Annotated in this window: 19 protein-coding genes; 9 read left to right on the top strand and 10 right to left on the bottom strand. The window is 69.1% G+C overall.

The window, feature by feature from the left end; translation table 11 throughout:
• Positions 1-102: 102 nt before the first annotated feature.
• A complete protein-coding gene (locus ASE76_RS18875) occupies positions 103-1,944 on the top strand; it encodes a phosphoethanolamine transferase (RefSeq protein ID WP_156362927.1) in 1,842 nt (613 codons plus the stop codon).
• 257 nt (positions 1,945-2,201) lie between these two features.
• Positions 2,202-2,864: a superoxide dismutase gene (locus ASE76_RS18870; RefSeq protein ID WP_201781890.1), complete on the top strand. Its 663-nt coding sequence runs from the start codon at positions 2,202-2,204 to the stop codon at positions 2,862-2,864.
• Positions 2,865-2,924: 60 nt separating this feature from the next.
• Here ASE76_RS18870 and ASE76_RS18865 read toward each other — a convergent pair whose 3' ends face one another.
• The 9 genes from ASE76_RS18865 to ASE76_RS18825 all read right to left on the bottom strand — a co-directional run bounded on the left by ASE76_RS18865 (position 2,925) and on the right by ASE76_RS18825 (position 11,809).
• Positions 2,925-3,194 (bottom strand): hypothetical protein, encoded by a 270-nt coding sequence (locus tag ASE76_RS18865; protein WP_055843204.1) that lies wholly within the window; start codon positions 3,192-3,194, stop codon positions 2,925-2,927.
• 23 nt (positions 3,195-3,217) lie between these two features.
• A complete protein-coding gene (locus tag ASE76_RS18860) occupies positions 3,218-3,940 on the bottom strand; it encodes an OmpA family protein (RefSeq protein ID WP_055843202.1) in 723 nt (240 codons plus the stop codon).
• Entirely contained in the window at positions 3,937-4,422 is a 486-nt protein-coding gene (locus ASE76_RS18855) for a hypothetical protein (protein WP_156362925.1), read from the bottom strand. Before ASE76_RS18855 ends, ASE76_RS18860 begins: the two co-directional genes overlap by 4 nt.
• A gap of 227 nt (positions 4,423-4,649) precedes the next feature.
• Positions 4,650-5,018 carry a hypothetical protein gene (locus ASE76_RS18850; RefSeq protein ID WP_156362923.1) on the bottom strand — a complete coding sequence of 123 codons (369 nt, stop codon included), beginning with the start codon at positions 5,016-5,018 and terminating at the stop codon, positions 4,650-4,652.
• Between the two features lie 49 nt (positions 5,019-5,067).
• Complete coding sequence (locus ASE76_RS18845; RefSeq protein ID WP_156362921.1) at positions 5,068-5,871, bottom strand: sel1 repeat family protein; 804 nt, start codon at positions 5,869-5,871, stop codon at positions 5,068-5,070.
• The gene (locus ASE76_RS18840; protein ID WP_236698531.1) at positions 5,868-7,067 is read right to left on the bottom strand and encodes a hypothetical protein; all 1,200 of its coding nucleotides are present in this window, start codon (positions 7,065-7,067) and stop codon (positions 5,868-5,870) included. The genes ASE76_RS18845 and ASE76_RS18840 overlap by 4 nt, the downstream gene beginning before the upstream one ends.
• Positions 7,068-7,170: 103 nt before the next feature.
• Positions 7,171-7,626 (bottom strand): hypothetical protein, encoded by a 456-nt coding sequence (locus ASE76_RS18835; protein ID WP_055843192.1) that lies wholly within the window; start codon positions 7,624-7,626, stop codon positions 7,171-7,173.
• A gap of 74 nt (positions 7,627-7,700) precedes the next feature.
• Positions 7,701-11,345, bottom strand: coding sequence for a hypothetical protein (locus ASE76_RS18830; RefSeq protein WP_236698530.1), 3,645 nt, complete (start codon positions 11,343-11,345; stop codon positions 7,701-7,703).
• Between the two features lie 95 nt (positions 11,346-11,440).
• Positions 11,441-11,809: a hypothetical protein gene (locus tag ASE76_RS18825; RefSeq protein ID WP_055843190.1), complete on the bottom strand. Its 369-nt coding sequence runs from the start codon at positions 11,807-11,809 to the stop codon at positions 11,441-11,443.
• A gap of 439 nt (positions 11,810-12,248) precedes the next feature.
• Between ASE76_RS18825 and ASE76_RS18820 the strand changes: the two genes are divergently transcribed.
• From ASE76_RS18820 to mdoH, 7 genes are all read left to right on the top strand, one after another.
• Positions 12,249-12,893 (top strand): hypothetical protein, encoded by a 645-nt coding sequence (locus ASE76_RS18820; RefSeq protein ID WP_055843188.1) that lies wholly within the window; start codon positions 12,249-12,251, stop codon positions 12,891-12,893.
• Positions 12,894-12,952: 59 nt separating this feature from the next.
• Positions 12,953-13,387 (top strand): hypothetical protein, encoded by a 435-nt coding sequence (locus tag ASE76_RS18815; protein ID WP_236698529.1) that lies wholly within the window; start codon positions 12,953-12,955, stop codon positions 13,385-13,387.
• 97 nt (positions 13,388-13,484) lie between these two features.
• Positions 13,485-14,849 carry a tRNA (N6-isopentenyl adenosine(37)-C2)-methylthiotransferase MiaB gene (gene miaB / locus ASE76_RS18810; RefSeq protein ID WP_055843184.1) on the top strand — a complete coding sequence of 455 codons (1,365 nt, stop codon included), beginning with the start codon at positions 13,485-13,487 and terminating at the stop codon, positions 14,847-14,849.
• Positions 14,846-16,321 (top strand): ATP-binding protein, encoded by a 1,476-nt coding sequence (locus ASE76_RS18805; RefSeq protein WP_055843182.1) that lies wholly within the window; start codon positions 14,846-14,848, stop codon positions 16,319-16,321. The genes miaB and ASE76_RS18805 overlap by 4 nt, the downstream gene beginning before the upstream one ends.
• Positions 16,322-16,328: 7 nt before the next feature.
• On the top strand, positions 16,329-17,054 hold the full coding sequence (locus ASE76_RS18800; protein ID WP_082448736.1) for a hypothetical protein: 726 nt from the start codon (positions 16,329-16,331) through the stop codon (positions 17,052-17,054).
• Positions 17,055-17,067: 13 nt separating this feature from the next.
• Entirely contained in the window at positions 17,068-18,486 is a 1,419-nt protein-coding gene (locus ASE76_RS18795; protein ID WP_055843181.1) for a sigma 54-interacting transcriptional regulator, read from the top strand.
• Positions 18,487-18,762: 276 nt separating this feature from the next.
• A complete protein-coding gene (mdoH, locus tag ASE76_RS18790) occupies positions 18,763-20,823 on the top strand; it encodes a glucans biosynthesis glucosyltransferase MdoH (protein WP_055843178.1) in 2,061 nt (686 codons plus the stop codon).
• A 136-nt stretch (positions 20,824-20,959) separates the two neighbouring features.
• Here the strand turns inward: mdoH and ffh are convergent, their stop codons facing one another.
• Positions 20,960-22,336 (bottom strand): signal recognition particle protein, encoded by a 1,377-nt coding sequence (gene ffh, locus ASE76_RS18785; protein WP_055843175.1) that lies wholly within the window; start codon positions 22,334-22,336, stop codon positions 20,960-20,962.
• Positions 22,337-22,363: the final 27 nt, after the last annotated feature.

The following is a 22,363-nucleotide window of genomic DNA, read 5'->3' as shown; positions in this document are numbered from 1 at the left end:
CGGCAGGTGCGGGCCAGTGTAGTGGCCGCGCCGCCCGAAGCTGAACGAAGCCTGAGCGGATGGTTCAGGTAGGGCTCAGTCCTGCGGCCTACCTTCGGTGGCATGACGGAACTCTCAGCCTCCTCCTTCCTGTCGCAGCCTGCGCTGCGCCCCTCCGACGCCGCGCCGGCCCGCGCCGCCGGTGCGGACCGCTGGCTGCAGCGTGCCGCCGCGCTGCTGGAGCGGCCCCGGTCGCCGCGCACGATCGCGCTGCTGCTGGCGGCCTGGATCGTCGGCGTCGGCAACCTGGCGACCTGGCGCCTGTTGGGCACTTTGGCCGCGCGGGGCGAGATGGGGCCGGAGCCTGCACGGCTGATGGCGGGCCTGGCGGTGGTGGGCGTGGGCATCACCTTCGCGCTGTTGCTGCTCTTCGCCTGGCCGAAGGTCCTGAAGCCGGCGGCGTTGTTCCTGCTGGTGCTGGCCGGCGTGGTGCAGCACTACATGCTGGCCTACGGCATCGTGGTGGATTCGAGCATGGTCGCCAACGCGCTGCAGACCAACACCCACGAAACGCTCGACCTGCTGGGCTGGGGCCTGGCGGGCCAGGTGCTGCTGGTGGCAGGCCCGCCGGCGCTCTGGTTGCGGCAGGTGCGGTTGGCGCCGGTGGGCGCCTGGGGCCAGGCATGGCGCAACGGCCTGGTGCTGGCCCTGGCGGTGGGCACCACCGCAGGTGCACTGGTGGGCATGTACCGCGAGCTGGCGCCGCTGGTGCGCAACAACATGGAGCTGCGCTTCATGCTCAACCCGTTCTCGGCGGTGAGCTCGACCGTCTCCACCGTCACCAAGCCGCTGCGCCAGCGCAAGACGCAGCTGGTCTCGATCACCGCCGGCGCCGCGCTCGGCCCGAGCTACTCGGCCGTCGCCACCTCCACGCCCAAGCCGCCGCTCTTCGTGGTGGTGGTGGGCGAGACGGCCCGCGCCGACCATTTCGCGCTGAACGGCTACCCGCGCGACACCACGCCGGAGCTGGCCCGCCGCGGCGTCACGAGCTTCACCGGGGTGAGGTCCTGTGGCACCAACACGCTGGCCTCGGTGCCGTGCATGTTCTCGTCGCTCGGCAAGGTCGGCTACGAAGGCCGCAAGGCCGAGCACGAGAACCTGCTCGACGTGCTGCAGGCCGCCGGCCTGGCGGTGCTGTGGGTCGACAACCAGAACGACTGCAAGGGCGTCTGCCAGCGGGTGCCCCACGCCCTCACCCGCGACACGTTCGCGCCTGCCGCGCAGGCCGCGGCCGCGCTGTGCCGCGACGGCGAATGCCTCGACGAGGTGATGCTGGCGGGCCTGGACGAGCGCATCGCCGCCCTGCCCGCGGAACGGCGCGCCAAGGGCGTGGTGCTGGTGATGCACCAGCTGGGCAGCCACGGCCCTGCCTACTACCGCCGGTCGTCCGCCGCCAGCAAACGCTTCCTGCCCGAATGCAACACCCATGCGCTGGCCGACTGCGACCGCCAGGCGCTGCTGAACGTCTACGACAACTCGATCGTCGAGACCGACAGATTCCTGGCCCGCACCATCGACTGGCTGCACGGACAGTCCGCCCGGCACGCCACCGGCATGCTGTACGTGTCCGACCACGGCGAATCGCTCGGCGAGTACGGCCTGTTCCTGCACGGCATGCCCTACGCTCTGGCGCCCGACGAGCAGAAGCACGTGCCGATGGTGCTGTGGATGGACGACGGCCTGGCGCGGCGCGCCCTGCTCAGCCGCCAGTGCGTGACCGCAGGCCGAGACCGGCCGCTGACGCACGACAACCTCTACCACACGGTGCTGGGCACGCTCGACGTCCAGACGCCCTCCTACCGGGCCGGGCTCGACGCACTGGCCTCGTGCCGCGGGGCCTCGGCCACGGCGGCGGCGGGCCCCGCCGTGCCGGCACCGCCGACGGCGGTTTCGGCCAGATCCTGATCCGCAAAAGCCGCACCCGGCGTATCGGCCGACACACGCAGCGGACATCGGCCGGATGACGGTGGGGATGTCGTCTCCACAATGGTCGGCGTGGCCGGGCACCCGAGGGTGCCTGCACACGACCTTTTTTCCCTTTCGAAGGAACCGCATCCATGTACAAGATCGCCGCCCTCGCCGCTGCCGCCGCGCTGCTGACCGCCTGCGCCCAGACAACGCCCGTCGCCCCGACCACCGCCGCGCCGATGGCCCAGGCGCCGATGGCGGCCCCAGCGCCACCCCCACCACCGCCCGGCCCTGCGGCCGCCCAGGTCTTCCGTCAGGCACCGCTGCCCTACGCGGCCGACGCGTTGGAGCCGGTGATCGACCGCGCGACGATGGAGATCCATTACGGCCGCCACCACAAGGCGTACTTCGATGCCCTCAACGGTGCCGCGGCCACCAACCCCGAGTTGGCCCGCTCGTCCATCGAGCAGGTGCTGGCCAACGTCTCCCGCTATCCGGCGCTGGTGCGCAACAACGCCGGCGGCGTCTGGAACCACACCTTCTTCTGGGCCAGCATGGCGCCGGTCGGCCAGGGCGGATCGCCATCGCCGGCGCTGGCTGCCCGCATCGCGACCGATTTCGGCTCGCTCGCGCAGTTCCAGCAGGAATTCAACCGCGCCGGCGCCGGCCGCTTCGGATCGGGCTGGGTGTGGCTGGTGATGAAGGACGGCAAGCTGGCCGTCACCTCCACCCCCAACCAGGACAACCCGCTGATGGACGTGGCCGAGACCCGGGGCACGCCGCTGCTGGGCAACGACGTCTGGGAGCATGCCTACTACCTCAAGTACAACAACCGCCGCGCCGACTACCTGACGGCCTGGTGGCAGGTGGTGAACTGGAATGAGGTCAACCGCCGCTTCGCCGCCGCCGCCCGATAAGGCAGCACACCCACCGCATGCAAGGCCGGCTCTGCCGGCCTTTTGCATGGGCGGTACCGGTCAGCGTCCGCCCGAGAACAGGAAATAGCCGACGAAGGCGGCCATCAGGCAGAACGCGACGATGCCGATAGTGCGCTCCACATGGGGCGCAACCACCCAGGCACCCAGCACGGCCGCCAGCTTGCCGAGCAGGCCGGCGTCCACGACCGGCTTCGCCGCATGCGCCGCAGATCCGTCGCGGCCTTCGGCGATCGGGCAGCCGCAGGCGGGGCAGGCCACCGCGCGGGTGGAGACCTCGCGCTTGCATTCGGGACAGTGGATCAGGGCCATGGTCGTTCCTTTCCTTCACAGGTTCAGCGGGCGGTGCCCGCAGCAGCGGCCATCGGCTCGATGACGATCTCGACCCGGCGGTTCCGCTGGCGGCCGGCCGGATCGTCCCGGCCGTCCACGGTGGTGTTGGGTGCCACCGGCCTGCGCTTTCCGAAGCCCTCGGTCGGAAAGCTGCGGCCCTGGCCCTGCTGCAGCGCCGCTGCAACGGTCTGCGCGCGCTTGAACGACAGCGCGTCGTTGTAGTCGTCGGTGCCCTTGGCATCGGTATGGCCGTTGATGCGGACCGGCGCGCCGGGATAGCTGCGCAGCAGTTCGGCGGCCTTGGCCAGCGCATCGGCCGCGTCCGGCCGCAGCGTGGCCTTGTCGAAATCGAAGAGCACGTCGGCCGGCAGGTCGACCACGATAGCCTGCTGCGGGGTTTCGCGTGCCTGCAGCGCCACCAGCACTTCGCGGGTCACCTGCAGACGGTCCTTCGGTACCTCGGCTTCGCGGAAGATGCGAAAGGTGGTCGGCGGGGCTTGCACCGTGCCGAAGCTCGACGCAGCGGGTCGCGATTGCAGCGTGGTGTCCGCCGCCGCACTGCGCAAAACGGTGTCGGGCGCCGCCACCCGGGCGAAGCGGGTGTCGGCATCCTTCAGGCTGCCCTGGACCCGGCGCACGGTGTATCCGTCGACCGCGAAAACCGGGCCGGCCACTGCCAGAGCCGCCAGCAGCAGGCCGCACGGCCGAACCGCGCGGTGGATCACGATGCGGTGCCGCCGGCCACCAGCGGAAGCTTCATCGTCAGGCCCGGGCCGATCGAGTTGTCGGGCAGCATGCCCTGGTTGAACACCAGCGTGACCTGCTTGGTGCCGGGCGCGATCGCGCCCAGGAAGACGAGGGTGCCCTCCATCGTGTCGCCGCTGACGATCTTCAGATCGGGGTTGTCGGCCGGACGCTTCAGCATGAAGCGGTTGCCGGCCTCGTCCTCCAGGAAGGTGTCCATCGACGCCAGCTTGGTGTACGACGAGATCCGGCTCGAATAGGACGCGCTGACGGCCACCTGAGTGGCGTCGTCGCCCATCTCCACGCTCTTGACACGCACCGACAAGCCCGGGCCGGCGGTGCCCTGCACCTGCAAGGCCACCTGGCGCGGAGCGGCTGCCGCACCGGGAGCGGCTGCCGGTAGCGCTGCCACCGGCGCCGCCGGGGCGACCGCAACGGGAGCCGGCGCAGGAACTGCGGGCACGGCAGCGGGCGCTGCGACCGGCGTAGGCGCTTTATCGGAGCACCCTGCCAGGCCGAATGCGAATGCTGCGAGGCCGGGAAGCACCAGCAGCCGAACCTGCCTGCGCGAAAAGGAATTAGGGGGGGACGGGAGGGACATGGTGGATTTCCTTCGAAACGGTCGGGACACGCGCACCGGCGACTGCGGGCCGGGCGCCGGGCCGGAGCTGCGCCAAGGGATGGCGAGGATCAGCGGATGTTCACGCTGTTGACGTTGGCGGGCGGGGGAACCGCGCCGGCCGGCGTTCCGTCGCAGCCGCTGCCGGCCACCCGCACGTCCTGGCTGTTGCGGCCGGTGACGACCACCGTCTTGCCCCGCAGGGCCTGGCCGTCGATGTTCACGCTGTTGACGTTGGCCGGAGGCGTGGCGGCCACCCTGCCGTCGGCGCAGCGTACCGCCACGCCGGACGCCTGGTTGCCGGTGACCTCGATGCGGTTGGTGCCGCTGCCGGGCCGGTCCACCACTACGGCGCCCGGCTGGGCGATGGCGATGCCGCAGGTGACCAGGGTCCACAAAAGGGCCGGCAGGGATATCGAGAGCTTCTGGCGTGATCGCATGAGCAAGAATCCTCCATGGAAAGGGAAAGATCGAAGACGCGCGGCACGCTCAGCGGGCCGCGCCGCCGCCGCGCGGAACGGTGATCACCGTGGTCGACGGCGGTACCGGGGCCGCGGCGGCCTCGGGCGGCTGCGCGGCGCCCACGCCGGGCACCCCGGTGGCGGCCGCGCCGCCACCGCCCTGTGCCGCGGTGCCGGCACGGCTGCGTACCATCGCGTCGAACTCGCTGGCGAAACGGTCGGCCAGCACCATCTCCTCGTCGGCCATCTCGCTGCCGAGGCTGCGGATGGTCTCGGCCGCGCCCTGGGCGGAACTGGAGCCCGGAATCGCCAGCCGCTCGGTCAGGCGGGCATAGCCCAGCGCCTTGATCTTGTCCTGCTGCACGCCGCGGCCGTCCTTGTAGAGCGCCGTCAGCCGCTCCATCGCGCGCGGATCGCCCCGCACCGCGCCCAACAGGTACCAGCGGTAGGCCTGGCCGATGTCGGACACCGAGGACCGGTTGCTCTGGTAGGCATCGCCCAGCAGGGTGAGCAGCGATGCGTTGTTGGTGCGCAGCGCTTCTTCCTTCAAACGCGAGATCTCGTTGGTGTAGAGCGGCCCCTGGCAGCCCAGGCCGCCGACGCCACGGTCGATCGACTGCTGGCACGACTCGATGTAGCGCGCGCCGCTGGAGGCGGGCTGCGCCACGGTGGAGGCTGCCGGCGCACCGGTCGCCGCCGCGCCGCTGCCGCCCGGAATGCCGACGCCCGCCGTCTGGGCCTGCGCGGCGCACGCAACGGCGACGGATGCCGCCACGGCCCAGCCGCGTGCCTGGCGGGCCACGAGGCGGTGCGCCGGTAGAACCCGCTTCATGCTGCGCCTCCGGGCTGGGCGGTCACCGGGGCCATCGGCTTCGGCGGCGGCGGGGCGGCATCGCGCGCGGCCTGCGCAGCGGCAGCCTGCACCATCTCGGCGTCCCAGGCCATCGGCACGTTGAAGAAGAGCGGCTCGAAACCGGCCCAGGTGAGCACGTCGACCTGGTCGCCCACCTGCGGGAACCGGCTGCCGTAGACCGCGCGCACCGCGTTCTTGGTGGGCTCGTCGAACTGCTGGGTGACGACCACCGGCTGGCCGTACTTGCGCAGCATGACCTGCACCAGGCCGATCTTCATCTCGGGCGCCAGCGATTCGAACGACGCCCGCATGTTGTCGACCACGACCGGGTCGGGTGTGCCGTTGGGGATGCAGCGCCAGTACGGCGTGTTGGTCGCCTTGCCGACGATCTCGAGCACGCTCAGGTCGACCAGGGTGCGGATCGCGGAATGCCGGCCCTGCAGGTACTTGCCTTCGAGCTTGAAGCCGAAAGCATCGCCGTAGAAGCCCAGGCTGGCGTTGTCCTCGGAGCTGAAGTTCAGCACCTTCACGACGTTGGACGCCTGGATGCGGGGCACCATCTGCTGGGTGTTGAAGCTCACCAGGTTCAGGTCGAGCGCCAGGGCCGAGAAGATGGCCGTGCGCTTGTTATCGAAGCCGAGTGCGGTGTTGCCGCGACCGCTGCCGAACTCGATGCTGGCGTTGTTGGAGCGGCCGGCGCCCGACAGCGCGCGGTCGAACTCGGTCAGGGCGCCGGTGATCAGGAAGTCGGGCATCGTCACGCCGAACTTGGCACCCAACTGGGCCTGCGACACCAGGTAGTCGGGGTGGTACGGCACATAGACCACCCGCGCGCCGATGCGGTTGACCGCGGTACGGACCATCTCGGTGATGTCGCCCGGAATTTCGGCGCCCACCAGCGGATGCGACAGGTTGGTCGCATCGAGGATGTTGCGGGTCTGCATGTAGATGACCGGATCGCCGTCCTTGTAGATGTCGAGCATCCGTCCCAGGCGGGCCAGGGCGGGCGCGTACTGGCTGAGGTTGGCGCTCGGCAACGGCTTGTCGGCCTCGCGCTCGGCCAGCAGCTTGTTGGCATCGCTCAGCGCGTTCTGGGTATTGGCGCAGCCCGCCAGCGCGGCGGCGATGCAGCATGCGGCCGCGGTGCGGGAGAGAAATTGCAGAGACGTGGTCATTCTGTTTGTAGAGAGTTGTTCTGGATGACTTGCAGGACACGCTGCCGCACGGCAACGCGCCACGCTGCGGCAGCAGCAGCGCCGGGCCCCTCGCCCGCGTTCCTTATCGGCCGTTGTTCAGCACGGTGATGTTCTGGACGCCCTTGCCGTCCACGAACAGGGTCACGTTGCCGTTGACGTTGCCCTGGATCGTGGGACTGGCGACCCGCAGCGTGCCGTCGGCAGCGCGGGTGACATCGTTGTAGGTGGTCCGGATCACCACGTTCTTCTGGTCTTCGGGCAGCTTCAGCGTGCCGTCCGGCTGCACCAGCGCCGACTGGTCGACCACCGTGTTCTGGGACAGGGCACGCGCCACCCGCGCCCGCGCCGCCACGCTCGGCGTGGTGGCATCGATCAACCGAACGCCGCTGGTCTGGTTGTCCTTGTAGGTGGACAACTGCTCGCCGTAGTTCACCAGTTGGGCGTGGCTCGCGCCCGATGCCAGGGCCAGCACGACCGCTGCCGACAGGGTGGCGCAGCGGACGAAACCGTGCGGATGGAAAGCTGTGTTGGACTGCATCTGATCCTCCTCTAAGGGTGTCGGCCGTGCGGCCTGCCATGCGGAAGACGGCCGGTCGGCCGCGTCGCCCCGCATTACATATTGGTCATGTTGAACCCGGGCACAATGGTTACAGAATGATTCACAACGCCGGTGGACGGCATCGGTACCGTGTAGCCGGGGTTGGCAACCATCGGGACGTTGGCCGTCACCGCGGCCGCACCGACCAGCGCACCCATGTTGCGCACGCTGCCCGACGTCATCCCCGCACCGGCGGCCGTGGCGTTGCCGACGATGGCGACGGTGCCGGTCAGCACCCCGTGGTTGATCACCGAATTGGAGGTACCGCCGGCCATGGCCGTGCCCCGGTTGCCCGCGATCACCACGTTGCCGGTCATCAGCCCCCGGTTGACCAGCGAATTGACGGTGCCGCCGCCGACCGCCGTGCCCTGGTTGCCGGCGATCATCACCTGGCCGGTCAAGATGCCGCGGTTGTCCACGCTGTTGACGGTGCCGCCGCCGGACGACGTGCCGCGGTTGCCGACGATGGCGATCTGCCCGCCGGTCATCGTGCCCTTGTTGGAGACGCTGTTGACCATGCCGCCGCTGGCGCTGCCCTGGTTGCCCATCAGCACGATCTGGCTGCCCGACACCGCGCCCTCGTTGCGCACGCTGTTGACCGCGCCGCCGCTCGCATTCCCACGGTTGCCGAGGATGGTGATCTGGCTGCCGGCCACGCTGCCGGTGTTGACCAGCGCATTGGCGATGCCGTTGCCCTGCGCGCTCCCCTGGTTGCCCAGGATGGTAATGTTGGATCCGCTCAGCTGGCCCTGGTTGTCGACACTGTTGACCACGCCCTGGCCGGCCGCGTTTCCGTTGTTGCCGGCCAATTGCACCGTGCTGCCCGTCAGGCGGCCGCGGTTGTGCAGGCTGTTGGCCTTGCCGCTGCCACCGACCGTGCCGCGGTTGCCCACCACGGTCACGCCGGCGCCGGAGAGCGAGCCGGCGTTGTCAATGCTGTTGACCATGCCGCCGCCCTGGGCCGCGCCGTTGTTGCCTGCCAGCGTCGCCGAGCCTCCGGAGAGGCTCGCGCCCTCGCCATTGCGCAGGCTGTTGGCCAGCGCGTCGGCGCTGCCCGTCTGCGCCGACCCGGTGTTGCCGGTGATGCCGACACGCGCGCCCGAGAACCGGCCTGCGTTCAGCACCGTGTTGGCCAGTGCCATGCGCCCGTCGCGGGCCCGGACATCGTTGGCCACGTTGCCGACGATGCTGGCCTGCAGACCGTCCACCTGGCCCGCCTGGTCGGCCACGACGCTGTTGGCCGCCGCGAGGCCCTTGTCGGCGGACACGCGGGAGGCCACGTTCGCCAGCAACTGGAGGCTGCTCGCCCGGAGCGTGCCAAGCACCTGCACCGTGTTCGCGCTGGCGGTGCCCACGCCCTTGTCGATCGCATGGCCGAGCACCGTGCGTTCGTCGCCCTGGCTGGTGACGTTGCGCGCTTCGTTGCCGGTCAGCGTGACCTGCGATGCCGTCAGGGCCCCGTCGCCGTTGATGGCCAGCGCATTCGCGTTCACCCGGCCGCCGTCGGCCCGCAGGGTGGTGGCGGTGTTGCCCGACAGTTGCACCGGCGTGCCGTCCATGCGCACGCCGCCGGGCCCTTCCAAGTAGACCGCATTGGCCGCCAGCACGCCGTTGCGCGCGCTGCCGATCCCGCCGACCTGGTTGTAGATGCCCCCGGTGGAGACCTCCGACGCGCGGTTGCCGGAGAGGGCGAGCGGACTGCGGCTCACCGATGCGCTGCGGTAGGCCGCCAGCGCATTGACCAGCGCGGTGCCGCCGATCGCGCCGACGTTGCGGGCATCGTTGCCGGCCAGGGACACCGGCGAGCCCGCATCCACCGTGGCGCCGTGGCTGAGCACCACCGCATTGGCCGCGGCGCGGGCGACGCTCTCCGAGCTGAACGCCTTGCCAAACCCGGTGGTCGAGCTGGCGCCGGTCGACAGCTGGGTCGCTGTGTTGCCCGTCACCGTGACGTTGGCCGACAGGCGCGAAGGCGCGGCTCCGTCGCCGTCGCCCTGCTCCAGGCTCACGCTGTTGGCATTGACCTTGCCGCCCTGGGCGGACAACGCCCGCGCGGTATTGCCCGAAAAGACCAGGGAGCGCGCATCGGCGGTCGAGTCGAAGACGCCGAGCCCGTTCGCCAGCGCGACCGCCTGCTGCTTGGCGCTGTAGAGAAGTCCGCCGCCGACACTGTTGTCGAATCCCCGCGCGGCGACACCGTCGGTACGGTTGCCGGTGATCGCGATGCTGCCGTCGCCGATCCTGCCGTTGCTGGCCAGCACGCTCGCCGCCGCCGCCAGCCCGCCGGTTCCGCGGACGCCGGCCGTCTCGTTGCCCGACAGAGTCACCGGCGTGTCCTGCAACGACGACTGGCGGTCGAGCACCAGGCTGTTGGCCACTGCGCGGCCCTGCCGCTCGAAGCTGCCCACGTATCCACCGCCGATCGTGGCGCGGCCACCGGCGGTGTCGATGTTGCGGGCGGTGTTGCCGGTCAGGGTGACCTGGCTGTTGCGGGCGGTCGAGTCGTCCAGCCAGATGCTGTTGGCCGACGCGCCGCCGCCTGCGGCCTGGACCGTGTCGGCCTGGTTGCCCGACAGCATGTGCCGCGTGCTGCCCTGCAGATCGCCACGGTTCACCGAGATGGAATTGGCGAGCGCCATCGCCGCGTTGTCGACCGATGCGATGGCACCCTTGAGCACCGTCGCCTCGCCCCCCCACGCGTCGACCGCCTTCGCGGTATTGCCGCTCTGCTGCGCCCGGTAGGCGCGAAGATCGGTTCCCTGGTAGTCCGACAGGCTCACGCTGTTCGCCAGCGCGCTGCCACCGACCGACAGACTGCCCTGCGCAGTGTTGCGGCTCTGGTCGATCTGGGCGCCCCGCACCCGGCTGCCGGCCAATGCCACCGCATTGGCCGCGGCGACCCCGTTGAGCTGCGCATCGAGCACCGCCCCCCAGCCCACGCCGGCCGATCCGCCACCGGCGCGGATGTCGCGCGCCTGGTTGCCGCTCTGGCTGATGCGCGTGTCCTCCAGCGTGCTCTTGCTGGTGGTGAGTGCATTGGCCAGTGCCGATCCGCCCACTGCGGTGATGCCGTGGGCCACGTTGCCGACCCCGGTCACCTGCGTGCGCACCGTGTCGCTTTCGTTCATCAGCACGCTGTTGGCGCTGGCGCGACCCGGCAGTTGCAGCGAGCCGGCCCCCACCATCACCTGCCCCTTGAACCCGATGGCCTGCACGTCGCTGGCCCGGTTGCCGGAGAGCTGCACCCGGGAATCGGTGAGCGGGCGCCGTGCGGCGCCGCCCGAAAGAAGTACGGTGTTGGCCGTCGCCGCGCCGCCCACCGCGGCGATGAAGCCCGACACCTGGTTCTGCAGCACGTCGATCTGCGTGTTGCGCACGGTGAGCGCGCTGAGCCCGATGACGTTGGCCTGCGCCGTCGACACCAGGTCGACCGAACCCGCCAGTCCGCCAGGACCGGCGCTGACCTTGCCGCCGCTGGCGCTGACCGCCGCGCGCGACTGGTTTCCGACCGACCGCACCTGCGAGCGGGCATCGACCTCGGTGCCGGGCCGTTCGGTGATCCAGCCCAGGCCGTGCAACACGCTCTCTTGCGCATGCACGGCCGGCATGGTGCACAGCACGGCGAGTGCCAGCAGTTTCTTGGGGGGGACGACGATCACAAGCGGCTCCGGAGGGATCTGCGGACGCAGATCGCGGTGTCACGCACCGGCATCGCATGCCCCGAGGGCATCGATGCGGCGCACGGTGTCTGGACTCAGTTGATGTTGACCGAGTTGACGTTGGCCGTGCCGCCGATGGCCTTGATGTTCTCTGCCGTGTTGCCGCTGACGGTGATGTTGGAGTCGCGCAGCGTGGAGCCGGTGATGTTGACGCTGTTGACGTTGGCCACGCCGCTCATCTCGACCTGTCCGCCCAGCTTCAGGATGCTGGCCGATCCACCGCCGACCAGCACGTCGCGCGCCGTGTTGTTGGCGACCGTGATATTGCTGCGCTCGACGGTCGAACCCATCGAACCCGAAGCCTTGCCGACACCCGGCACGCTGATGCTGGCAGTTTGAGCGAAGGCGGCGGACGAGACGAAGGCCAGGGAGACGATACCGACGAGGGCAAATTTCTTCTGCATGGGAAACTCCTGATGAAGCGGATGGGTAATAACCGGATGGCCCGGACTGCGAGAGCCCCGTTTGTACGTTCCATTTATGGCAGCCAGTTGACGAATTTGTAATGCTATTTATGCAAAATAACTTACATTTTCGCCACCAAATGCACCAAGCAGGGGCATAAATACTGCGCTGAAATCGTTGTGCAAACTTTTGTCAAGCAGCTCGGACGGATGGAACTTCCGCCGTCGTGTTGCACTTCTTCTTGAATTTTCTCCAGAGGAAACGGCGTTCGCGGTGAAACGAAGGATCCGTAATCAACCACACCGAATACATGTCAATAGGACAATTCCGCAACTCGTGCGGGAGATGTCGCACTGTCAGTACGTTTTAAGACCCGTATTTACACCCTGACATATCTTCGGGCGCACCGTGGACGCCGGTCGTGGTCCATTACCTGCCATGCACCCACACCAACTCACTTCCACCGACCGGGCGCCGCTCGGCCGCATAGCTACAAGCCTGGTAGCCTGCGCCCTCCTGGCCCTTCTCTCCGCCTGCGACCGCCCCGGCGCGGGCCCTGCCGGCATCGCATTCCCGGACGACGTAGCGATCACGCAGGCGCTGAAGACGGACTTCGATGGCAACCCCGACAATGCCTCTGCGCGCGAACTCATCGCCACGCTGGGCGGCGCCCAGGGCCGGCTCGACTACCGCATCCAGCGCGTGATCGCCCGGCAAGGCGCGTTCGAGGCGCAGTACGACGTATCGCTGCACCTGTCGCGGGCCGGCGCCGAAAGCCTGCAGCAGCTCTACGGCAACATGATTCCGAAGGACGCACGCGAAAAGCTGCCCGAGCAGACGCTGGCCGCCTACGAGACCTGGCTTGCCGGCCAGGCCGCTTCGGGCGACAAGACCGACGCCGCGCAGGCCGCCGCGCTGCGCCGGTCGCTGGCCACGCTCGACGAGTGCTACAAGAACGCGAAGGCAGGGGATGACGTGACGCTGATGCAGGGCCTGGCTGCGCTCGTGTCGCCGGCCCGCGACGGCTGGTATGCGGAAAAGCTCGAATCCTCCCAGCTGCGGCTGCGCTGCCTGCCGTTGTGAGACCGTCGCGCCGAGGGGGTGCCCGCTAGAATGGCACCACCAGCCTCTGGACGTACACCATGACCCGCTGCGCACGCCGCCCCGGCGCCACGCCCCTCTCCCTGCCCCGCCCTTCCGCCCGTCGGCACATCGCCGGGCTGGTGCTGCTCTGCTGCGCCTTGGGCGTATCAGTGCCCTTGCACGCGCAGACCGCTGAGTCGATGGCCGCGGTGCGCAATTTCCCCGAGACGGCGATGCGCGGTCGCCTGCGCGTCACCTACCCGCCGGTGGTGCTGATGGACGGCAAGCCCGACCGCCTTTCGGTCGGCGGGCTGATCCGCGACACGCAGGGGCGTGCGGTGCTGTCGGCCACGCTGGCCGAGCAGGATCTCATCGTCAACTACCGGCGCGACGGGTTCGGCGAGATCGCCGAGGTCTGGTTGCTGACACCCGACGAAGCGGCACTGCGGCCCGGCAGGCAGCGCTCTCTGCTGGAATCCCTGTTCGGATCTTGACCGCCGGCCGTCGCACCGCGGAGCCGGTCGCACAGGGCGTCGGCCGCACGGCCACGACCCGCCGCCCCACACACCAGACGCCCGAAGGGCGCTCCCCATGAGCAAAAAAGTATTCATCAAGACCTTCGGCTGCCAGATGAACGAGTACGACTCGGACAAGATGGCCGACGTGCTGGGCGCGGCGCAAGGCTACGAGCCCACCCAGGACATGGAAGAGGCCGACCTGATCCTGTTCAACACCTGCTCGGTACGCGAGAAGGCGCAGGAGAAGGTGTTCAGCGACCTGGGCCGCGTCAAGCACCTTAAGGCCCGGGGCGTGAAGATCGGCGTGGGCGGCTGCGTCGCCAGCCAGGAAGGCGCGGCGATCATCGCCCGCGCGCCCTACGTCGACGTGGTCTTCGGCCCGCAGACGCTGCACCGCCTGCCCGAGATGCTGGCCGCGCGCGACCTGCACGACCGGCCGCAGGTCGACATCAGCTTCCCCGAGATCGAGAAGTTCGACCACCTGCCGCCGGCGAAGGTCGACGGCGCGACCGCCTTCGTCTCGATCATGGAGGGCTGCTCCAAGTACTGCAGCTACTGCGTGGTGCCCTACACCCGCGGCGAGGAGGTGAGCCGCCCGTTCGACGACGTGCTGGTGGAGGTCGCCGGGCTGGCCGACCAGGGCGTGCGCGAGGTGACGTTGCTCGGCCAGAACGTGAACGCCTACCGCGGTGCGATGGGCGCAACCGCCGAGATCGCCGATTTCGCGATGCTCATCGAGTACGTCGCCGAGATTCCCGGCATCGAGCGCATCCGCTACACCACCAGCCACCCCAACGAGTTCACGCCGCGGCTCATCCAGGCCTATGCCGAGGTGCCGAAGCTGGTCAGCCACCTGCACCTGCCGGTCCAGCACGGCAGCGACCGCATCCTGATGGCGATGAAGCGCGGCTACACCGCCATGGAATACAAGAGCACGGTGCGCAAGCTGCGCGCGATCCGCCCCGACCTGGCGATGAGCAGCGACTTCATCGTCGGCTTTCCCGGCGAGACGGACGACGACTTCCAGAAGATGATGAAGCTGATCCACGACGTGGGCTACGACACCTCGTTCAGCTTCATCTTCAGCCCGCGGCCCGGCACGCCGGCCGCCAACCTGCACGACGACACGCCGCACGAGGTCAAGCTGCGCCGTCTGCAGCAGCTGCAGGCGGCGATCGACGACAACGTGCGGGCGATCAGCGCCAGCCGGGTCGGCACCGTGCAGCGCATCCTGGTGGAAGGCCCGTCGCGCAAGTCCTCGGCCGCGGTGCCCGAGCTGATGGGCCGCACCGAGTGCAACCGCGTCGTCAACTTCGCGGGCCCCGCACGGCTGGTGGGACAGATGGTCGATCTGCGGATCACCGAGGCGCAGGGCTATTCGCTGCGCGGCGCGGTGGCGCTGCGGGAAGACCTGCCCCTGCCGGCGCTGGCCGCATGAGCGGCACCGCACCGCCCGCGGCGCTGCCCCTGGCGGCGTCGGGCAGCGCGCGGCGCCGGCCGGTCCGCGGATCGTTCCAGCAGTTGCTGCTGGTCGGCTTCCTGCTGATCGCCGCGCTGCTCGGCGGCATCTCGCTGCGGGCGGTCTTCACCTTCGACGGGCTGATGGCGCAGAGCCGCGGGTTCTCGGCCCGGGCGCTGCAGCTCAACGCGATCGTGCAGGACCTGGCCAACCGCAGCGCCACCATGGAGCGGGCCGGTCGCCAGTCGCTGATCCTCAACGACGCGATGCTGCGCAAGCGCTTCGACGAAGCGGCGCACGACGGTACCGAACTGCTCGCCCAACTGGAGCCGGGCGACGTGCCGGCCGACGTGGCCAACCGCTGGCGTGCCCAGCTGGCCACCATCACCGCGCTGTTCGCCGGCCCGTCCGATACCGCGCTCGACCGCGAGCGGTCGATGTCCTCGGAATTCCGCGAACTCGAATCGGTCAACGCCCTGGTGGCGCAGGAGGTGCAGCGGGCGATCGAGGGCCGCAACACCGCGCTGACAGAGCAGCTCGACACCAGCCGCGCCCGGCTCACCCGCATGGTGGTGGGCGCGATCGGCCTGGCGGTACTGCTGGCGGTGGCTTTCGGCCTGTGGCTGGCGCGGCCGTTCAAGCGGCTGGAGCGTGCCATCGTCCGGCTGGGCGAGAACGAGCTGGAGGAGCCGATCGACATCCGCGGCCCCGCCGACGTGCGCCGTGTGGGCCAGCAGCTGGAGTGGCTGCGGCTGCGGCTCACCGAGCTGGATGCCGACAAGGCGCGCTTCCTGCGCCATATCTCGCACGAATTGAAGACGCCGCTGGCCGCACTGCGCGAAGGCGTGGCCCTGCTCGAGGACGGCGTGGCCGGCCCGCTGACCGACAACCAGCGCGAGGTGGCGCGCATCCTGCAGCAGAACACCGTCGTGCTGCAGAGCCAGATCGAGGCGTTGCTGCGTTTCAACGCCGCCGCCTTCGAGGCGCGCCAGCTGCAGCGCCAGAAGACCGACCTGCTCCAGCTGCTGGAGGACCAGGTCGATGCGCAGCGGCTCCAGTGGCAGGCGCATGCGCTGGCGGTGAAGGTCGAGGGCACGCCGGTGTCGGCCCAGGTCGATGCCGGCAAGCTGGCGACGGTGGTGGCCAACCTGCTCTCCAACGCGATCCGCTTCTCGCCGCGCAACGGCACCATCGTGCTGCGCCTGGCGCGCCTGGGCAACGGCGTGACGATCGAGGTCAAGGACCAGGGCCCCGGCGTGGCCGAGGACGACCGTCCCCGCATCTTCGAGCCCTTCTACCGCGGCCAGCGCCAGCCCGCCGATGCCGCGCGCGGCAACGGCATCGGCCTGTCGATCGTGCAGGAGTACATCGCTGCGCACGGCGGCCACATCGAACTCATGGCCGGCACCGCCGGCGCCCATTTCCGCATCGACCTGCCCCATGTCCTCTAGCAGCACCATGCCCCACCGCTTTCGACTCGCCGGCGCACTGGGCGCCGTGGCACTGGCAGCGGGCTGCGCCACGCCGGCGCCGCCGCCCGCCCCTGCCACGCCGCCCGCGCCGCCGCCCTCGGCCGCGGCCGCGGCCAGCGCTGCAGCCGATGTCGACGACGTGATCGTCGTGCCGCCGGCGACCGGCACCAAGCCGGCAACTGCGCCCCGCAGCGACGCCGCCACGGCGGCGCAGGCGGCCGCCCCCATGCCACCGCCCGAAGGCAACGTGGCGCTGCTCGCCTATGCCGACCGGGTCCGGACGATGCCGCCGGCCGAGCTGTCGCAGGAAATCGCGCGCCTGGGCGATACCTCCGGCGAGGCGCAGCGCACGCCGTTCCAGGACCTGCAGCTGGCGGTGGCCCTGGCGCAGACCCGCAATCCGCAGGACACGATGCGCGCCCAGACGCTGCTGCAGCGCCTGCTGAACAACCAGGGCGAAGCCGCGCGCCGGCTGCACCCGCTGGCCCGGCTGCTCACCTCGCGCTACGGCGACCAGCGCCGGCTGGAGGACATGGTCGAGCGCCAATCCCAGCAACTGCGCGACAACCAGCGCCGCATCGACCAGCTGAGCGAACGGCTGGAGGCGGTGCGCGCCATCGAGCGCAGCCTGACCCGCTCCGGCGCCAACGGCGCGGCCGCCGCGAGCCCGCCCGCAGCGCCCGCCGCTCCGGCGGCCAAGCCGAACCCCTAGGAAACCCGATCCGATGAGCGCCTCCGCCCCCTCCCTGTCCGCCCACGCCCCCAGCCTGCTGGTGGTGGACGACGATGCCGACATGCTGCGCCTTCTGTCGATGCGGCTCAACGCGGCGGGCTACCGGGTCACGGCGGTCAGCTCTGCCGAGTCGGCGCTCACCCAGCTCGACATCGCCCACCCGCAACTGGTGCTGTCCGACGTACGCCTGCCCGGCAAGGACGGCCTGGCGCTGTTCGACATCATCCGGGCGCGCCATCCCTCGCTGCCGGTGATCCTGCTCACCGCCCACGGCACGATCCCCGACGCGGTGGAAGCCACCGCCCGCGGCGTGTTCACCTACCTGACCAAGCCGTTCGACGGCAAGGAACTGCTCGACAAGATCTCGCAGGCGCTGGCCCTGAGCGCCCCCACCGTCAGCGAGACCCATGCCGACGAATCCTGGCGCTCGGAGATCGTCAGCCGCTCCAGCCGCATGGCCGAGGTGCTGGCCGAGGCGCGGATGATCGCGCAATCGGACGCGTCGGTGCTGCTGCGCGGCGACAGCGGTGCCGGCAAGGAAATGCTGGCCCGCGCCATCCACCGCGCCAGCCCGCGCGCCCGGAAACCCTTCGTTGCCGTCAATTGCGGCGCGATTCCCGAAGCGCTGCTGGAATCGGAGTTGTTCGGCCACGTCAAGGGCGCCTTCACCGACGCCAGCGCCAACCACAAGGGGCTCTTCCAGGCGGCCGAGGGCGGAACATTGCTGCTCGACGAGATCGGCGACATGCCGCCGGCCCTGCAGGTCAAGCTGCTGCGGGTGCTGCAGGAGCGCGCGGTGCGGCCGGTCGGCTCCAGCCAGTCGATCCCGGTCGACGTGCGGATCATCTCCGCCACCCATCGCGATCTCGATGCGGCCATGCAGACCAGCCAGTTCCGGGAAGACCTTTACTACCGGCTGAACGTGGTGACGCTCACCCTGCCCACGCTGGGCGACCGGCGGGAGGACATCCCGCTCCTGGCCAACCATTTCCTGCTGAAGCTGGCCGGCAAGTACGGCAAGCGTCTGTCGGGCTTCGCGCCCGAAGCCCTCAAAGCCCTCACCACCGCGGCCTGGCCGGGCAACGTGCGGCAGCTCTTCAACGTGGTGGAGCAGGTCTGTGCGCTTTCCACGACACCGCTGGTGCCGCTGGCCCTGGTGCAGCGCGCCCTGCGCACGCCCTCGATCGAGGTGCTCAACTACGCCGATGCCAAGCAGAAATTCGAGCGCGACTACCTGGTCGGCCTGCTCAAGCTCACCGACGGCAACGTGGCCGACGCGTCGCGCCTGGCCGACCGGAACCGGACCGAGTTCTACCGGCTGCTGCAGAAGCATGCGCTGACGCCCGGTCAGTTCAAAGGGGACGGTGTCGTGGTTTCCACGGATGGTGTCGCAGAAGGACGACAAGGCTAAGCCGTTGATTCATAAGGATTCGACCAGGGCAGGCCGCTGTCCTGTCGCCGGGCGGCGACAAAAACAGGGGTTTTGCGAGGGTTAACACCGAAATTCTTCATAATATTTCGAGAAATTACTCGCAAGTCTTTGATATGAAATAACTTATTCATGATGGCACGGGGATTGCAATGCATAGCGCATGTGCAGCCCCGCCGCCCCTCGTGTCTACCGTCCTGCCGACGGCGCCGGGTTCGCTGCTTCCTGATGTTTAGGGACCGACCAGTGAGTGACACCATGAATCCTCTTCGACCCGTCGCCAGCCAGCGCGTCGTCGCATTGCCCACCCCGGCAACCGCGGCCGCGAACCCTGTCGCGTCTTCCCGCAGCGAACTGCGCGAAGAGCGCCACCCCAACTCCGTGACCGCTCCCCCGGTCAACCGCGGCTCGATGCCCGCCAAGCCATGGCGCGGCTTCTGGAACAGCCTCGGCACTTCCACCCTGATGACGCTTACCGGCCGTTCGCACGAAGTGCAGACCCCGCTGGAAGCCGAGCAGATGGCCCCGGAAGCATGGCAGCGTGCCGCGTCGCGTCGCCGCGCCGTGTTCCTGCTGATCACGCTGATCACCACCGCCATCGCCACCACGCTGTTCGCCGGCATCCAGCCGGTGTACGACAGCGCGGTGCTGCAGTACGGCCAGATCGCGCTGTTCGCTCTGCTGTCGGCCTGGGTCGTCACCGGTTTCACCACCGCGCTGATGGGCTTCTGGGTCAGCCTGCGCGGCGACAAGCACACCATTTCCGCCAAGGAAGTGCGCGACCATGCGATGAACGCCGATGCCCGCACCGCGATCATCATGCCGATCTGCAACGAAGACGTGGCCACCGTGTTCGCCGGCCTGCGCGCCACCTGCGAATCGGTCGCCGCCACCGGCAACGCCAAGGTGTTCGACGTGTTCGTGCTGTCCGACAGCTACGATCCCGCCATCGCCAAGGCCGAACTCGCCGCCTGGGAAGACCTGCGCGCCGCCCTGGCCGCCAACCCGGACCAGCCGCAGATCGAGGTGTACTACCGCCTGCGCACCCGCCGCACCCATCGCAAGGCCGGCAACGTGGCCGACTTCTGCCGCCGCTGGGGCAAGGACTACCGCTACATGGTGGTCCTCGACGCCGACAGCGTGATGAGCGGCGACTGCCTCTCGACCATGGTCAAGCTGATGGAAGCCCACCCCAAGGCCGGCATCATCCAGACCGCCACGCAGTCGATCGGCCACGTGACCCTGCATGCCCGTTCGCAGCAGTTCGCTTCCCGCATGACCGGCCGCCTGTTCACCCTCGGCATGCAGTTCTGGCAGCTGGGCGAGTCGCACTACTGGGGCCACAACGCCATCATCCGCGTCGAGCCTTTCATGCAGCATTGCGCCCTCGCCCCGATCGAAGGCAAGGGCGGCATGTCCGGCGGCATCATGTCGCACGACTTCGTCGAGGCCGCGCTGATGCGCCGTGCCGGCTTCCAGGTGTGGCTGGTGTCCGATCTGGTCGGCAGCTACGAGCAGCAACCGCCCGACCTGCTGTCGGAGCTGCAGCGCGACCGCCGCTGGTGCCAGGGCAACCTGCAGAACGCACGCCTGATGGCGGAGCCCGGCCTGCACCGCGTGCACCGCGCCATGTTCGTGACCGGCGCCCTGTCCTATGTGTCGGCTCCGCTGTGGCTGGCCTTCATGACCCTGGGCACCGCCCTGTGGCTGTCGGGCAGCAAGATCGCCACGACCAACTGGGACGTGCTCCCTGCCGAACTGATGGGCCTCTGGGCCTTCACGATCAGCGTGCTGTTCCTGCCGCGCATTCTGGGCATCGTTGCCGTGCTGATGAAGGGCGAGCAACGCATGTTCGGCGGCGCTTTCGCGCTGCTGAAGAGCTCGGCTCTCGAAAGCGTGCTGGCCCTGCTGCAGTCGCCGGTCCGCATGTTGGCCCACTCGCTGTTCGTTCTGGTCGCCATCACCGGCATGAAGCTCGACTGGAAGTCGCCTCCCCGCGAAGCGCTGGCCCTGTCGTGGAAGGGTGCCGCCGCAACGCTCGCACCGATGTCCCTGGTGGTCGCCGTGCTGGCCGTCGGCATCGCGATGATCGATCCGAGCGCCCTGGTCTGGCTGGTGCCGGTCGGCCTGCCGCTGCTGCTGGCGATCCCCGTCAGCGTCTGGACCAGCCACATCGAACTGGGTACCGCGATGCGCAGCCGGGCCTTCCTGCTGATCCCCGAAGAGCGCTGGTCGCCTTCGGTGCTGCGCCGGGCCCGCCTGCATGCCAACCGCCTGTCGCGTCCACGGCTGGCGACGCCCCTGGCGGCTGCCGCCTGAGACCGAGCGATGCCCCTGCCGGGGCCGCACATAAAAAAAGCCGACCTGCGAGTCGGCTTTTTCTTTTGCTATCTATTCAGTAGCTAGAAGCCGGCGCCATTCGCCGGCTACAGGCCTTTTTCGTATGTGAAACGCATTAGAACGGCAGCTTGGGCATGCCGCCGCCCATGCCCTTCATGCCGCCCATGCGTTTCATCATCTTCATCAGGCCGCCGCCCTTCATCTTCTTCATCATGGTCTGCATCTGCTCGAACTCGTTGAGCAGACGGTTGACTTCCTGCACCTGCACGCCCGCGCCGGCGGCGATGCGGCGCTTGCGGGTGGCCTTGATCAGTTCGGGCTTGCGGCGCTCCAGCGTGGTCATGCTCTGGATGATGCCTTCCTTGCGGCGCACGTCGCGCTCGGCCTTGTCCATGTCGACCTGGCCGGCCTTGGCCGACAGCTGGGCCGGCAGCTTGTCCATCAGGCTGGAGAGTCCGCCCATCTGCTTCATCTGCTGCAGCTGGCCGAGGAAGTCGTTGAGGTCGAAGCCCTCGCCGCTCTTCACCTTGGCGGCCAGCTTCTGCGCGGCTTCCACGTCGACACCGGCCGTGACCTGCTCCACCAGGGCCACGATGTCGCCCATGCCCAGGATGCGGCCGGCATGGCGTTCGGCGTCGAACACCTCCAGCCCGTCGATCTTCTCGGACACGCCGGCGAACTTGATCGGCGCGCCGGTGATCTGCCGCACCGACAGCGCCGCGCCGCCGCGCGAATCGCCGTCGAGCTTGGTCAGCACGATGCCGGTCAGCGGCAGCGCCTCCTTGAAGGCCTTGGCGGTGTTGATCGCGTCCTGGCCCTGCATCGCGTCCACCACGAACAGCGTCTCGGTGGGCTTGAGGAAGGCGTGCAGTTCGCGGATCTCGTTCATCAGCGCTTCGTCGATCGCCAGCCGGCCGGCGGTGTCGACCAGCAGCACGTCGAAGTAGTGGCGCTTGGCATGGTCGAGCGCGGCCTGCGCGATCGCCAGCGGCTTCTGGTCGGGCGTGCTGGGAAACCACTCGGCGCCGGCCTGCTTGGTCACCGTCTTCAACTGCTCGATGGCGGCGGGGCGGTACACGTCGCCGGAGACGGTCAGCACCTTCTTCTTGCGCTTCTCGATCAGGTGCTTGGCCAGCTTGGCGGTGGTGGTGGTCTTGCCCGCGCCCTGCAGGCCGGCCATCAGGATCACCACCGGCGGCTGGGCCGCCAGGTTGATGTCGGCGATGCCCTGGCCCATGGTGGCGGCCAGCTCGCGGTTGACGATGCCGACCAGCGCCTGGCCGGGCTTGAGCGAACCCAGCACTTCCTGGCCGAGCGCCTTTTCTTTCACCCGGGCGATGAAGTCGCGCACCACCGGCAGGGCCACGTCGGCCTCCAGCAGCGCCATGCGCACCTCGCGCAGCATGTCCTGCACATTGGATTCGGTGATGCGGGCCTGGCCGCGCATCTCCTTGACGAGCTTCGTGAGTTTGTCGGTAAGTGCGGATGCCATGGTGGGAATGGAGGAGAGATGAAGAGG

Origin of the sequence: Xylophilus sp. Leaf220, assembly GCF_001421705.1 — a bacterium.
Lineage (GTDB): Bacteria > Pseudomonadota > Gammaproteobacteria > Burkholderiales > Burkholderiaceae_C > Xylophilus.
This window is presented reverse-complemented; position numbering and strand designations above follow the sequence as displayed.